The organism is Oribacterium sp. HCP3S3_B9 (assembly GCF_052064255.1).
Taxonomy (GTDB): Bacteria; Bacillota; Clostridia; order Lachnospirales; family Lachnospiraceae; genus Oribacterium.
In genome coordinates this window covers 68487-84081 of record NZ_JBQHVY010000006.1, presented here as the reverse complement: position 1 = coordinate 84081, position 15595 = coordinate 68487, and the positions used below count along the sequence as shown (strand labels likewise).

Below are 15595 nucleotides of genomic sequence, written 5' to 3'. Positions count from 1 at the left end.
GGTCAGACCTGCGAAATTCTTAAGTTTCGCTTCGTTTCCTCGACTTTGCGTACCGTAGTCAGCAGCGCGTCTACACTTTCGTCATAACCGATTTTAAACAGTGCTTCGGAGAGGAGCGGGTACACGTCGGTTTTTTCGTCCTGTTGCGCATGTGCGTGAGTGATATGCGCTGCTATTTCACGGAGGTCGGTGAGGATGCGAAGCTTGAGCGCGCGGACCTCTTCTTCAGCGGTCCACAGCGCCTGCATATCATAGTCGGCGGTTCTGCCGCATGGTGCCATGCACTGGCTGCACCCTGGCGCGAGCCGGGCTTTCTCTGCGCGGACGTTCTGTATCAGCGTTTCGAGGGCGGCATCGCTGAGGCAGGCATCGGGCGCGGTGGCCATCAGTCCTTCCGTCATGATCGTCCATGTTTCAGCGGAAGCGACCGCCGGATCATCGATGGCTCTCGCGAGACCGATCAGTGCGCCGGTCAACACATCCTGCAAGCGGACGGTCACATCGTTTTTCTCTGCCATAATGCACCCCGCTCAGTCCAGGATCTTTCCGTCGATGCTGATCGTGACCACCTGCCATGGGATGAACTTTCCGCTGGCCTGCAGTGCCTTCTTCGCAGCCATTTCGAGACCGCCGCAGCATGGCACCTCCATACGGACGATGGTCACGCTCTGGATGTCGTTGTTCCGGATGATCTCTGTCAGCTTTTCGCTGTAATCGACATCATCGAGCTTCGGGCAGCCCACCAGTGCGACCTTACCACGGATAAATTCATGGTGGAAGTCTGCGTAGGCATACGCAGTACAGTCGGCGGCGATCAGCAGCTTCGCACCATCGAAATACGGCGCATTCACCGGCGCAAGCTTAATCTGTACCGGCCAGTTCCGAAGCTGAGATACGGCCTTCATGTGACTGCCGGTGGTCGCTTCTGCTTCCTCTGCATGCTGCATCATGCGGACTCTGGAGCCCGGGCAGCCGCCCTCGTGCATATGCTTCATCTTTTCCTGCAGCTCCTTTTTCTTCTTGTTTTCCTGAACCGCCGCCTCATCGTACGCCGCGGCCTCACGCTCCTCGAAGCTGATCGCGCCCGTCGGGCAGGTCGGCAGGCAGTCGCCCATGCCGTCACAGTAGTCGTCTCTCAGGAGCTTCGCTTTCCCATCCACGATGCCGATCGCGCCCTCATGGCAGGCACTGGCACAGATTCCACAGCCGTTGCATTTATCCTCATCGATATGAATAAGCTTTCGTATCATCTCGTCATCCTCCGTTTTATGTAAACCAGATTTCATCATCCCGATGGAGACATTGGCCCGGCATCGAAGATGATTTTGCGTTTGTAACCCGATCATAGTATATTTAAGCGGAATTGTATGTTTGATTTCAAACAAATCGGAGGGGCAATGCAGAAATATTTACCGATACTACGGAGCTGTCCATTTTTTAACGGCATGCGAGATGATGAGATTCTGTCGATTCTTCACTGTGTGCAGGCGTCCACGGTCACCCGTCCGCGGGGCGCGTATATCCTGCGCGCGGGCGACACGACGGAGGTCATGGGTCTCGTGCTGTCCGGCTCGGTGCTTATCCTCCAGGAGGACCTCTGGGGGCACCGGAATATCCTCTCGAAGTGCACGGCGGGGGACTTTTTCGGAGAACCCTATGCGGCGACGTCCGGCACGGTTCTGAACGTCAATGCTGTCGCCGAGGACGATTGTACGCTTCTCTTTCTGAATGTGAAGCGCCTTCTGACGAGCTGCCCGACCGCCTGCGACCATCACCAGAAGCTGATTCGAAATCTGGTCAGCGTGCTGGCGAACCGGCTGCTGGTCTTCAATGATAAGATCACGCACGTCAGCAAACGCTCTACCCGGGAGAAGCTCCTGTCGTATCTTTCCTCTGAATCCGTCCGGCAGGCCTCGCTCTCCTTTGACATCCCCTTCGATCGGCAGCAGCTCGCCGACTATCTCTGCGTGGACCGCGCCGCCATGTCCGTGGAACTCTCGAAGCTGCAGAAGGAAGGCATTCTCAAAACGAATCGCCGGCACTTCGAGCTGATCGTCGGCAGCGCATCTTAAGAATTTCGTAAGGGGGTCTGACCCCATAAACTTCAGTTTAGATTTTGTTTAGAAAAAATTAATGGGGTCAGACCCCATTAATTTCCGCGGCATAAAATCCCCCTGTTCGGTTGTGAACAGGGGGATTCGTATAGTTCATGGATTACTCCAGCAGCTCCTTCGCGGAGATGCCTGGGCTGGTCATGGCGTGGGTGTCGAGGATCTTGCCGATGTTCTCCTGGGTGAGGATGCCCTTCTGGAGGATGAGGTCCTTCACGGAGGCACCGGTGCGGATCGCTTCCTTCGCGATGTCGGCGGCGTGCTCGTAGCCGATGTGCGGGGTCAGGGCGGTGATGATGCCGACGGAGTGGTCGACGTAGCTCTGGCAGCGCTCGCGGTTTGCGGTGATGCCGACGATACAGTTGTCGGTCAGGGTGTTCACCGCGTACGTAAGGAACTCCACTTCATGGGTGAGGTTCCAGAAGATGATCGGCTCGAAGGCATTGAGCTCGAGCTGACCGCCCTCGGCTGCCATGGTGATGGTGAAGTCGTTGCCCATGATGTTGAAGGCCACCTGATTCACGACCTCCGGGATGACCGGATTCACCTTGCCCGGCATGATCGAGGAGCCGTTCTGCTTCGCCGGAAGGTTGATCTCGTTGAAGCCGCAGCGCGGACCGGAGGACATGAGACGCAGGTCGTTACACATCTTCGAGAGGTTGACGGCGCAGGTCTTGACGGCACCGGAGACGGCCACGAAACCGTCGAGGTTCTGGGTGGCGTCCACGAGGTTGAAGGCCTGCACGAGCTGGAGGCCGGTGACCATGGAGAGATTCGGTACGATGCGGCGGAGATACATCTCGTCCGCATTGATACCCGTGCCGACGGCGGTGCCGCCCATGTTCAGACAGCGCATCTCGTCCTGTGCACGCTCCAGGCGGGCGATATCTCGACGTACGGCCTCACTGTAGGCCCGGAACTCCTGTCCGAGTCGAATCGGGACCGCGTCCTGCAGCTGAGTGCGGCCCATCTTCAGGACATCATCGAACTCCTCAGCCTTATCAGAGAGCGCCTTATAGAGACGCTGCAGCTGGATCTGTGCCTTGATGAGGAGCTTGAGCACGGCGATCTTACCGGCGGATGGGAAGACGTCGTTCGTGGACTGACCGCAGTTTACGTGGTCGTTTGGATTTACGAGGGAGTAGTCGCCCTTTTCACCGCCGAGGATCTCGATCGCACGGTTCGCGATGACCTCGTTCGCGTTCATGTTGAGGCTCGTGCCTGCGCCGCCCTGGATCGGGTCGACGATGAAGGCGTCGCGGAACTCGCCGGCGACGATCTCGTCACAGGCCTGTACGATAGCGTCCGCGACCTTCTTGTCGAGGAGACCGATCTCGAGGTTCGTGATGGCGGAGGCCTTCTTGATTTCTACGATGGAGTTGATGATTTCCGGATGCATCTTCAGTCCGGTGATGTGGAAGTTCTCGGAAGCACGAAGTGACTGGACGCCATAGTACGCGTCCTTCGGGACGGTGCGATCGCCGATGGAATCGTGTTCGGAACGGAAATTTGAATTTACAGCTGCCATGTGTATATCCTCCCTGAATGATGCTGAAGTGGCATATCCGCGGCCGCTTCGATGATGTTCTGGTGCTTATCACATGCCGCTTCTGCGGCTTATCTTCTTGTCTTCACTATAGCTTCGTGTTATGTTATTTTCAAATACTTATATGACGAACTGTATTATAGCCTGCGGACTATAATGTGCCGCGCTTTGCAGGGCGTCTGCAGCCCAGACCGGCCATCGTCCTGGGCAGGCCAATGTCGTCTGCCGGACAGTTCGTCGTCCGTCCGGGACGCGGTGGTGCCGGGCAGATAGTGGAGGATGGTCCCACCCGTAATGATGGACGTGTCGCCAAACGGTGGTGCCAGGCAGGAAGTGGAGGATATATGTTCCAGTCGATGCGCTATATCTATGAGGTTTATAAGGAGATGAGCTTTTCCCGTGCGGCGCAGAAGCTCTTTATCAGTCAGCCGTCGCTCAGTGCGGCGGTGAAAAAGGAGGAGGAGAGGATCGATGCGCCGATTTTCGACCGGAGCACGAACCCGATTCATCTCACTGAGGTTGGGCAGGAGTACATCCGTGCGGTGGAGCGTATCATGGATGCGGAGAACAGCTTCGAGAGCTATGTGCGTGACCTCACGGAGCTCCGGCATGGCGCGCTCAGTATCGGCGGGACGAATTTCTTCGTATCGTATGTACTGCCGCCGATCCTCAGTCGCTTTACGGCGAGCTATCCGTCGATTCATATCACCCTCGTCGAAGGCTCGACGGGTGAGCTGACGGAGAAGCTGTCGGCGGGCACCCTAGATCTGCTCCTCGACAACAGTGAGCTCGATTCGCTCGTTTTCGATCGGAAGGTGATCCAGGAGGACCATCTCCTCATGGCGGTGCCGGTGGACTTCGCGTCGAACATGGAAGTCGTGCCTTATGCATTGACCGCGGCGGACATAAAGGCCGGACATCACCTCGCGGCCGAGCGGACCCCGGTACCGATGCATGTCTTCCGCGACGACCCTTTCCTGCTGCTGCATGAGCGGAACGACACACGTGAGCGCGCCATGACGATCTGCCGGGAGAACCACTTCAGTCCGAAGATCCGACTCGAGCTCGACCAGCAGATCACCGCGTACAACCTCGCCTGCTACGGCATGGGCATCGCCTTCGTCGGCGACTCCCTGATCCAGAACGTCCCGAAGGCGAAAAACCTCCTCTTCTATAAACTCGAAAACCGTGACTCCGTCCGCCAGATCAGCTTCTATTATAAGAAGAACCGCTACGTGTCGCGGGCACTTGCCGCGTTCCTGGAGATGATCTGAAGCTGTAGGCATGATTTCATTTTAAAGCGCTTACCATGCCTGCAGGCTTACATTTCGCCGGAGTGCGTGGTAAGCTGGTGGTGGATATCGACGAAAACTCTCATCCTGGAACAGAGTTTCAGGAGACCGCCGGGGGCGAAACCGGAGGCGACGTGATGAGGTCACGCCGGAGACATTGGCGGAAGCAGGAGGTGACGCATGAATAATCTGGTGAGCATCGGTCGGATGGCAGAGATGAATGGCATCACGGTGGCGACGCTTCGGCTCTACGATGAGATGAATCTGCTGAAGCCGCGGCGGACGGACCCGAAGACGGGCTACCGCTACTACGACATCACGCAGAACGCGCGGCTCGATATGATCGCGTATATGAAGGAGCTCGGGATGAGTCTGTCCGAGATCCAGAACATCCTCGAGAAGGAGGATATCACGCTGATCGAGACGCTGCTGGTGAAGAAAAACGAACAGCTGCATGAGCAGATGCGGGAGCTGAAGTCGCGGCATGCCGCCGTGGAGCGCGCGATCGCGTCGATCGAGAAGTACCGGAAGTCGCCGACGAACGGCACGGTGTCGCTCGAGTACATTGATCGCCGCTATACCTATGGGCGCCCGTGCCGCCACAATTTCTATGCGATGGACGCGGATTCCTTCGAGGAAGAGCTGATGGGGCTTCGACAGGAGCTCGTGAAGAAGGGCTTCCTCCACGTCCACTCGTATAATGTCGGCACCTCAATCACGCTGGCGAACTTCGAGGAGGGCCGTTTCGTCCCGGAGGAGAGCTTCGTCTTCGTGGACCACAAGGACCGGGACATCGTGCCGGGCGTGAAGGTCCTCGACAGCGGTATGTTCGCCTGCATCTACCTCGATTCCTTCGACGAGGAGATCGCATACGCGCTGAAGCTCCGCGACCACTGCCGCGCGCAGGGCTGGATCCTCGACGGCGACTACATCTGCGAGATCATCACCGAGTTCAACGTCTTCGACTCAGAGAAGCGCAGCATGTTCATGCGCCTCCAGGTGCCTGTACGTTTTGTTTGATAATTAACAAACATAATCTGCTTGACTCTCTTCCGACCGCAGACCTTATAGTGGAGATATCAGAAAAGTTCGTGTTTGATGAGACCCACAGGGTCTGCAAAGGAGGAAGATATGGAGAAGATTAAGGTCGTTCAGTATGGCTGTGGTAAGATGGCGAAGTACATCATCCGCTATCTGTATGAGCATGGCGCACAGATCGTAGGTGCGATCGATGTGAATCCGGCTGTGGTGGGCATGGATATCGGTGATTTCGCGGGGCTCGGTCTGAAGACCGGCATCCTCATCTCGAACGACGCCGATAAGGTGCTCGATGAGTGCGATGCAGATGTGGCGATCGTGACGCTGTTCAGCTTCATCAACGATATCTATGATCATGTAGAGAAGTGCGTGGCACGTGGCATCAATGTTATCACCACCTGTGAGGAGGCGATTTATCCGTGGACCACGGCAGCGGCACAGATTAACAGACTCGATGCGCTGGCGAAGGAGACCGGCTGCACCATCGCGGGCAGCGGCATGCAGGATATTTTCTGGATCAATATCGTCGGTCTGGTCGCAGGTGGCATGCATAAGATCACGAAGATCAAGGGAGCATACAGCTACAATGTCGACGAGTACGGACTCGCACTCGCGAAGGCACACGGCTGTGATCTTACGAAGGAAGAGTTCGAGGCGCAGATCGCGCATCCGGCAGCATTTGAGCCGTCCTACGCATGGAACGCGAGTGAGGCCATCTGTAACAAGCTTGGTCTGACGATCAAGTCGATCACACAGAAGCATGTACCGTACATCATCGACCACGACATCTATTCCGAGACCCTCGGCAAGACCATCGAGGCGGGAAAGTGCATCGGTATGTCTGCAGTCGTAACGATCGAGACCATGCAGGGCATCATCGTAGAGGAGGAGACCATCGGTAAGGTTTACGGACCGGACGACGGTGATATGTGTGACTGGAAGATCTCCGGCGAGCCGGATACCGAGTTCCACGTAGTGAAGCCGGCAACCGTCGAGCACACCTGCGCGACCATCGTAAACCGTCTCCCGCAGCTCCTGAACGCACCGGCAGGTTATGTCACCGTCGACCAGTTCGACCCGAACGCATACCTCACCTACCCGATGGAGTATTATATCTGATGAAGTGATCAGGAAGTGCATCGGATAAATTGAAGTGAAGCAGGATGTTCATCAGATGTGGTGATACGCAGGATTTCGTGGCAGACCTGTGCCTGTCCGGTGGAGTCCGTTATCTGACAAGAAATCATCCTGAATAGAAGATTCAGCCTTATGGGGGCGGCCGCACGATTGCGACCGCCCTTTTTGGTGCAGAGAGTGTGGGTATCTGGCGACGCCGCGCGGGAATGCTGCTCGATTTCCGGCAAACCACCGCGCGCGGCCAGGAAATTTGCATGGACGAGCCGGCCGAAATACATGAAAATCAAGGACACTATCCAATAATGGGCGGATTCTGAAATCGTGGATAGTTTGCGTAGCTTTGATTACTTATGCGCACGGATCGGAAATATCCACAATTTCAGAAAAGGCCACTTATTGGATGGTTTTCTGTGAAATCAGACATACGCTTAAAAGCGTACTATCGAATAATCCTTGATTTCAAAAATAGTGGATATGGATTTCAGGCTTTAGGGAAGCATTTCTTCGCGCGCATATCCAATATTCTTTCTTTTTTTTAAAGCTGGATACATGAAGGCGAAGCCCCCTTAGGAAACAAGGCTTTCAATATCCAGTATTTCTGAAATCGCCAAGGATTGGATGGTTTGCAGCTGTCGTCGACTTTTTCAGCCCAAAAACATATCCAGTATTTTCAAAATCGAAGTGGATTAGATACGACTGGACACGCGATGCTTTTTTCGAAAATCGTGTATATGGATTTCCTGCCTGAAATCGAAAATCGACAGGTAAAATAGACACGGACGTTCTTTTTCTTAAATCGTGTATATTTAATCGGCGATTGACAGCGAAAATCAGCATCTGATTCCGATTTTTACAGACACGATTTCTGAAAAAGTGCTTCCGTGTATAGTTTCTCTCCTGAATCTGGTTTCAGAGCGTTATTTTCATAGACACGATTTCTGAAAAAGCCCTTCCGTGTATAGTTTCTCTTCTGGGTCCGGCTTCGAGCGCAACTTTCATATACACAAAATCGTAAATCACCGAATCATGTCGATCGTCGTCTGCGTCTGCCGAAACTATGCCTCCTGCAAGCGAGAAATCCGCAGTATTTCGCACATCCAGGCTTAAATCTGATATGATATAAGTAGATTTTACAACTGTACGTGAGGGTGCCATGCAGGCACCGGGAGGTCTTCGCTTCCGTGCGCGGACTTCCAACAGAAGAGCGTGCCATACAGGCACCGAGGAGGTGACGGATGAGAAAGAGAGACATTGCCTTCGGGCTGGGGCTTATGATGATGGCGATCTCACTGTCGGCATGTTCAGGATCGAAGAAGAATCCGGCAGCGACGGAAGGTCCGACCGTGGTCGAGGCGACAGAAACAGCGGATGCGACGGGGCAGAATCCGGGCGCAGATGAGGATGCTTCCCAAAAGGGGCCAGGCGCCGTGAATGATGCTTCCGGAAACGGGCAGGATGCAGCGGGCGACACCACAGGAAAACAAGATGGTACCGGCACAGATGCGTCAGGCCAGGGCGACGCGCAGGGCGTGCAGCACATTCCGCTCACGGTGGCAGAGCGCAGTCTGAGCGCCTGCAAACCGGACAGCTATGCGACGATGGCGCAGTACGACTACTTCACGCTCGAGCTGGATGCAGAGACGGCGAAGCAGTATCCGGCGCTCCAGCGTGCCCTCGTGCAGGCGGCGAAGGACGAAACCGCCCGCGCACAGAAGTCGATCGCGGATCTCTCCACGGAGTACCAGGAGCTGACCGCTGAATGGAGCGATTACGAGGGCCATATGAGTGAGAGCGTCAAGCCGCATGTGATGCGCGCGGATTCCAGAATCGTGAGCGTACTCTGTAGCTTCGAGGATTATCATGGCGGCGCGCACGGTTACTACTACAGTTACGGACTGAACTATGATGTGGCGAGTGGCCGGGAGCTGAAGCTCTCCGATGTGGTGTCGAAGAAGGACAAATTCATCGAGCTCGTGCGCGACAAGTTCGAAGAGAAGTACGCAAACGACTCGTATATGCTGACGAACGCGGGCGAGTACCTCGCAACCCTCGGGGATGAGGAGTATGCGAGCACGCCATGGATCATGGATTCCGAAAGCATTACCCTTTTCTTCGCGCCGTACGTCCTCGGCACCTACGCGGACGGTGCGCAGGAAGTCAGCATTTACTTTGACGAGGCACCGGAGCTTTTCGCTGCGAAGTACCTCGACACCTGCGCGGACTACGTCATCCCGCTGCTTCCGGCCCGTTCGTATGAGGCCAATGCAGGCGACGGGAAGCGTGTGGCGATCGACGTGGACTTCGACTACAACGACGAGTACGGAAGCTACGCCCGGGAGTACGTGATCGGCAACACCCGCATCCGCCCGGAGGGCTACAGCTACTCTTCGGACAGCTATATCGTGGTTGCCGGCGGAAAGCACTACCTCTATACCTTCTCGTCTGCTGAAAATGACTATTCGATGCTGGAGGTCGTGGATGTGGATACAAAGAGCCTCGATGAAAGCCGCACCGAAAATGCAGGCCTGGGTGGCGTTGACTATACCTGGGACGAGGGCGACAGCTATGATACGAGCTGCCTTCGTGGACCGGCATTCACCGATCCTTCCGATGTCGTGCTTTCACGTCGTCTCGAAGTCCTCGGGACGACGAACGGCTATCGATCCTGCCATGTCGGTACCGATGGCTATCCGGCTGCGAATGACGAGCTCTACACGATTCTGACCAGCTTCGCTATCCGCGCGAAAAAGGATCTGAAGCTCGACGTCGTCGACGCGAGCGGAAAAAAGACCGGCACGAAGACCGTTCCGGCCGGAACCTACCTCTTCGACATGCGCACCGACGGTGAGACCTTCGTGGATCTCCAGACGATCGACGCATCGGCCCTCGGAATCAACGATGAAAGCGAGTGGAAGTACTTCCAGATCGCGAATCGGAGTACCGACCACATCAACCTCACGAAGCCGATCTACCGCGTTCACGTCGATCACTCCGACGGCTGGCCGTACCACGTAAACGGCGTCGAAGAAGACAGCCTATTCGAAGGCATCATGTATGCAGGATGAGGAAGTGGCTGCTGTCCGCCGAGCCACGAGTGAACAGTAACTTCTGATCCTGTCTATATTGTTAAAAATCCATACATGTTTGACACGCATCTGCCTGTATTTTATTATTTACACATGAAACTTCGTGATCAGAGCAGAGGAAACCACCATGGAAAATAAGCGAGCAGAGACGACAGATGAGCGTCACCTCTGGAATATAGACATCAACGATCGGAGTCCGCACGGGATCTGTGTGATGCATGTGCTGCTGAACGAGGCCGGGGCACCGTACGACTGGTGCTTCGACTACTGTAATCCTGCGCTGGCGCGGGCAGAGGGGACGACGCCGGAGGCACTTCGCGGAAAGAGCTACTTCGAGCTGCGTCCGAACAGCAGCCGCGAGTGGCTGCCGTACTACTACCGGGCAGCTTATGAGGATACCTACCAGGCGTTCGACATCGTATCGCAGCAGACCGGTACCTACCTCCGCGTCGAGGCGCTGCCGACCGGGAAGACCGGCTACTGCATGTGCATTCTCAACAACATCCAGCAGGAGATCGTCGAGAAGGAGCGCCAGAACCGGCAGCTGCAGGAGATGTACCAGCAACTCGCAAACGAGAAGAAGGTGCTCGACCAGCTCTGTACGGACTACACCGCCGTATATCAGGTCAATGTCGACACCGGGACCTTCAACGCTCTGCATATCGCATCCGGCTCCAATGCCAGTCGCCTGATGGACCGGGATTATACCGATTTTGATGCATTTACGGATCGCTATGTGGAGACTTATCTCTATCCAAAAGAGCGGGAAAGATTCCGGTCATGGCTCCGTGTGGCGAATATCCGGAAGCTGCTGTCGGAGCAGCCGCGTGTGACCGGACACTATGAGAGCGTGCCGACACCGGACGGGCACCGCTACTTCGAGGCGCAGATCGTGCGGACGTATGACGCACAGGGTAAGATGCATGCGCTGATCGGCTTCCGCTGCATCGACGGCATCATGGAGCGGGAAAAGGCGGTACAGCAGAAGCTGAAGACGGCACTCGATGAGGCGCAGCTTCGCTATGAGATCATCTCGGCGATTTCGAAGGCCTACACGACCATCGTGCGGATCGACCTCCTCCAGGATCGCGCAGAGAAGATCAGCGATCGAGGCCGTGCGCAGGACATCGCGCAGACCGAAAAGACGGCGACGGCAGGGCTTCGGAAGGTATGCGACGTACTGGTGGCACCGGAGTACCGTGCGGCAGTGAAGACATTTATGGACCTCTCGAGCATCCCGGAGCGCATGGCGCACGACGACATCCTCGACACCGAGTATAAGATGGTCGACGGCAGCTGGCATCGCCTGTCCTTACTCGTGAAGAAGCGGGATGAGACAGGGCGTGTCACCCACGTGCTCTGTGCGGTGCGAAGCATCAGTGATGTGAAGCGACGGGAGCTCGACCTCGTCTACCAGGCGGATGCGGCGAAGCGGGAAGGTGAGATGAAGGCCCGCTTCCTGTCGAATATGAGCCACGACATCCGGACACCGCTGAACGGTGTGATCGGTCTCGTGAACCTCGCGGAGCAGTATCCGAGGGACCTCGAGATGCTGACGAAGATCCGGGCGCGGGAGAGGGAGACGCTCCAGTACCTCGTGTCCCTCGTGAATGATATCCTCGATATGAACAAGCTCGCGAGCGGTGAAATCGAGGAGCGGAGCCTCGACTTCGATCTCGTCGATCTGCTCGTTCGCGTAAATCAGCAGGCACTGACGAAGGCAGAGAAGAAGGGCATACAGTATCAGATCGACTGGAATCGCGGCGACATCCGGCATCCGGCCCTGCGTGGAAATCCGGTGTACCTCAGCCGTATCCTTACAAACATCGTGGATAACGCTATCAAGTTCAGCGAGCCGGGCACGACGATCCGCGTCTGGGGTGAGGAGGTGACGGACACCGCACAGGCCGGGGGCGATGTTTCCGCCGCCGGTACCGTCACTGCGCAGGACACCCCGGCTTCGGGCAGGGAGGTGACGAACGCCGGGGCAGAGACATCAGCCTCGGAAGCGGCACCGCAGAAGGCGGTGTTCCGCTTCTACTGTGAGGATCAGGGCTGCGGCATGAGCGAGGAGACGCTGCAGCGCGTCGGCATGGCGTTCACACAGGGTGAAGAGACGAGCCGGACGCAGTACCAGGGGGCCGGCCTCGGCCTCGCGATCACGAAGCAGCTGGTCGATCGCATGGGCGGCCAGATGAAGATCGAGAGCACCCTCGGCGTCGGTACGAAGGTCATGATCGAGCTTCCGTTCGCTATCGGCGAGCAGAACGCGATTCATCCAGAGGAACAGAACTTCGACGAGATTTCGGTGGCGGGTATCCGCGCGCTGGTGGTCGAGGACAACGAGCTGAACCGCGAGATCGCGACCTTCATGCTCGAGAACCACGGCATGGAGGTGACGCCGGCGGTGGACGGCCAGGAGGCGGTGGAGATCTTCGAGAACTCCGCCCCGGGCTACTTCGGTGCGATCTACATGGACATCATGATGCCGCGCATGAACGGCCTCGATGCGACCCGTGCGATCCGCGCCATGAAGCGGCGCGACGCGCGCGTGATTCCGATCATCGCGATGTCAGCCAATGCCTTCGCCGACGACATCATCAACGGCCGTCTCGCTGGTATGAACCGGCACCTCGCGAAGCCGGTCGACGAGGAGGGCATGATCCGCGCGCTTCGTGAGTGTATGTCGGAGAACGATGTGCTGAAGCTCTCGGACGAGCTGTAAAAAAGCATGGAACGCCCGGCGAATCGTGCTATAATGTAAATAAGTTGTAAATGGAAGTATGCATATCTATAGCAATATAGGTATGCATACTTTTATGTTGGAACATATATATCCCGGACACATGCAGGCGATAACCCGCAGTGATCGCAGAGGATGCCCTGTACGGTCGGGAGCATGGCCTGTATGTTTATGTAGATGAACTGGAGAGATTTATGGAGCAGAGTACCGCTATCAAAAAGAAAACCACCACCCGTGACATGACGACGGGCAACATCGCGAAGGAGATCATGCTTTTCGCGCTGCCGCTGATGTTCGGCAACATCTTCCAGATGCTGTACAACACCGTCGACTCGATCGTCGTCGGCAACTACGTCAGTACCGAGGCCCTCGCGGCGGTCGGCGCGACCACGATGATCGTCAACATGGCGGTGTTCTTCTTCAACGGCTTCTCGATCGGTGCCGGTGTTATCATCGGCCGCTATTTCGGCGCGAAAAACATGGAGCGACTGCATGATTCCATCGAGACCACCATGGCCACCACCTTCGTATGCTGCGTGCTCTTCACCATCATCGGTATCCTCGGCGTACCGTTCATGCTCAACTTCATGGCGACTCCGGACGACGTCATGGCCGACGCCAGCACCTACCTCCGCACCTACTTCGCGGGCATCGCCGGCCTCCTCATCTACAACATCGGCTCCGGCATCCTACGTGCGGTCGGTGATACGCGCCGCCCACTGTACTTCCTGGTACTGACCTCCGTCATAAACATTGGCCTCGACCTCCTGTTCGTGCTGCAGTTCCACCTCGGCATCTTCGGCGTGGCGCTCGCGACGATCATCTCGCAGTTCATCTCGGCGGGACTCACGCTGCTTCTGCTCCTGCGCACGAACGACATCTACCGCCTGACCCTCCGCGACTGCCGCATCGACCCGAAGATGCTCCGGCAGATCCTGGCGGTCGGCCTCCCGGCGGGTATCCAGTCCGTCATCACCGCGTTCTCGAACGTTTTCGTCCAGTCCTACATCAACAACTTCGGTTCGGCCTGCATGGCCGGCTGGACGAGCTACAATAAGCTCGACGCCTTCATCATGCTCTTCATCCAGAGCATGGCCATGGCTTCGACGACCTTCGTCTCGCAGAACATCGGCGCCCAGAAGGTGAAGCGGGCCAATGAAGGCACCGTGGCGTCGGTGGTGATGACCCTCATGCTGAACGTCGGCCTCGCCGTGTTCCTCTGGGTTTTCGCCCCACCAGCCGTCGGACTCTTCACCCCGGACCCGGATGTCATCTTCTACGGAACGCTGTTCCTGCGCCAGAACGTGTTCTTCCTCCTGTTTAACAGCGTGAACCACGTCCTCGCCGGTGCCCTCCGCGGCCGTGGCGACTCCACCGGCCCGATGATCATCATGCTGTTGAGCTTCGTCGCCGTCCGCCAGACCTACCTCTTCTTCATGACCCGCTTCATCGCGAACACACCGGCCAGCGTCGGCTTCGGCTATCCGGTCGGCTGGACCACCTGTTGCATCCTCGAAACGATCTACTTCTTCCGCCGCTGGAGCCGGAAGAACTGATCGAGAGGGGTCTGCCCCTTCCTGCACACCATTTCACGACGTGAATTCAGCCGGAACCCCGGGGTCTGACCCCTGACGAAGTGGGGTCAGACCCCTTGCCCGCACACCATTTCACGAATTAAATTCGAGGCACAACATGGAAAAATACTTCGACATCAACGAATCCGGCTTCAGCATTCGCTGCAAGCTCTACTATAATAAGGACCTTCATGACCTCCCGCACATCGTCGTCGCGACCTACGGCTTCGGTGGCAACAAGGATAACAAAGCCATCGAGAAATTCGCCGAGCGTCTCACCACGAAGTACCACGGCTACGGCGTCGTCTGCTTCGACTGGCCATGCCACGGAAAAGACGCCCGCAACAAGCTGATCCTCGACGAGTGCTGCACCTACCTCGACCTCGTCACCCGTTACGTGCGGGAGACCATGCACGCCGAGGACGTCTATAACTACTCCTCGAGCTTCGGTGCCTACATCACCCTCCGCTACCTCGCGGAGCATGGCGACAACCCGTTTAAACGCATCGCCTTCCGCTGCCCGGCGATTAAGATGTACGACTCCATCGCCGCCGGCGTCACCCAGGAGGACTGGGATAAGCTCCGGAAGGGCAAGGAGATCCTCCGCGGCTTCGACCGGAAGATCAAACTCACCGAAGACTTCTTCGACGATCTCCGGGCCCATGACATCAGCAGCTGCGACTTCATGGATTACGCCGAATCCATCCTCATGATCCACGGCACGAAGGATGAGATGGCCCCGATCGAGGTCACCCGGAAGTTCAGCGACGACAACGTCATCGAACTCATCGAAGTCGAAAACGCTGATCACCCCTTCAGCAACCCAGCCTGCATGGACCTCGCCATCCAGAAGATCATCGAATTCTTCGCTCCCTGACACTGGCCTGAGGATGGCCAGCGTCAGCCCTGCGGGCACCGGGCACAGCCCGGTGAGATATCGCTACGGAATAAGCGGATGCTTATTCCTCCGCTCCTTGACTTCCTTAAAATTCTATGAAATTTGGGCATATGGGCGGTTATGACAGGTATTCATTCTTGTAAACAGCGGGTAAAACACTTATAATGTTT

11 protein-coding genes are annotated in these 15595 nt (G+C 56.6%); 8 read left to right on the top strand and 3 right to left on the bottom strand.

Annotation, left to right across the window (positions count from 1 at the left end; all coding sequences use genetic code 11):
• Nucleotides 1–2 precede the first annotated feature (2 nt).
• Both ACTNC3_RS05085 and ACTNC3_RS05080 read right to left on the bottom strand, forming a co-directional pair.
• On the bottom strand, nucleotides 3–518 hold the full coding sequence (locus ACTNC3_RS05085) for a hypothetical protein (RefSeq protein WP_441226684.1): 516 nt from the start codon (nucleotides 516–518) through the stop codon (nucleotides 3–5).
• A 12-nt stretch (nucleotides 519–530) separates the two neighbouring features.
• Nucleotides 531–1250, bottom strand: a complete 720-nt coding sequence (locus ACTNC3_RS05080; protein WP_441226683.1) for a 4Fe-4S dicluster domain-containing protein — start codon at nucleotides 1248–1250, stop codon at nucleotides 531–533.
• Between the two features lie 147 nt (nucleotides 1251–1397).
• Here ACTNC3_RS05080 and ACTNC3_RS05075 point away from each other — a divergent pair, with 147 nt between their 5' ends.
• Nucleotides 1398–2072, top strand: a complete 675-nt coding sequence (locus tag ACTNC3_RS05075; RefSeq protein ID WP_441226682.1) for a Crp/Fnr family transcriptional regulator — start codon at nucleotides 1398–1400, stop codon at nucleotides 2070–2072.
• A 142-nt stretch (nucleotides 2073–2214) separates the two neighbouring features.
• Here the strand turns inward: ACTNC3_RS05075 and ACTNC3_RS05070 are convergent, their stop codons facing one another.
• On the bottom strand, nucleotides 2215–3639 hold the full coding sequence (locus ACTNC3_RS05070; RefSeq protein WP_441226681.1) for an aspartate ammonia-lyase: 1425 nt from the start codon (nucleotides 3637–3639) through the stop codon (nucleotides 2215–2217).
• Between the two features lie 362 nt (nucleotides 3640–4001).
• Between ACTNC3_RS05070 and ACTNC3_RS05065 the strand changes: the two genes are divergently transcribed.
• The 7 genes from ACTNC3_RS05065 (at nucleotide 4002) to ACTNC3_RS05035 (ending at nucleotide 15404) form a co-directional block, all read left to right on the top strand.
• A complete protein-coding gene (locus ACTNC3_RS05065; protein WP_441226680.1) occupies nucleotides 4002–4931 on the top strand; it encodes a LysR family transcriptional regulator in 930 nt (309 codons plus the stop codon).
• A gap of 198 nt (nucleotides 4932–5129) precedes the next feature.
• Nucleotides 5130–5969 (top strand): MerR family transcriptional regulator, encoded by an 840-nt coding sequence (locus ACTNC3_RS05060; RefSeq protein ID WP_410044045.1) that lies wholly within the window; start codon nucleotides 5130–5132, stop codon nucleotides 5967–5969.
• 111 nt (nucleotides 5970–6080) lie between these two features.
• A complete protein-coding gene (locus ACTNC3_RS05055) occupies nucleotides 6081–7106 on the top strand; it encodes an NAD(P)H-dependent amine dehydrogenase family protein (RefSeq protein ID WP_410044044.1) in 1026 nt (341 codons plus the stop codon).
• Between the two features lie 1253 nt (nucleotides 7107–8359).
• Complete coding sequence (locus tag ACTNC3_RS05050; protein WP_441226679.1) at nucleotides 8360–10189, top strand: DUF3298 domain-containing protein; 1830 nt, start codon at nucleotides 8360–8362, stop codon at nucleotides 10187–10189.
• Between the two features lie 148 nt (nucleotides 10190–10337).
• Entirely contained in the window at nucleotides 10338–12935 is a 2598-nt protein-coding gene (locus tag ACTNC3_RS05045) for a response regulator (protein ID WP_441226678.1), read from the top strand.
• 212 nt (nucleotides 12936–13147) lie between these two features.
• Complete coding sequence (locus ACTNC3_RS05040) at nucleotides 13148–14509, top strand: MATE family efflux transporter (RefSeq protein ID WP_410044041.1); 1362 nt, start codon at nucleotides 13148–13150, stop codon at nucleotides 14507–14509.
• A 136-nt stretch (nucleotides 14510–14645) separates the two neighbouring features.
• Complete coding sequence (locus ACTNC3_RS05035; protein ID WP_410044040.1) at nucleotides 14646–15404, top strand: alpha/beta hydrolase family protein; 759 nt, start codon at nucleotides 14646–14648, stop codon at nucleotides 15402–15404.
• Nucleotides 15405–15595: the final 191 nt, after the last annotated feature.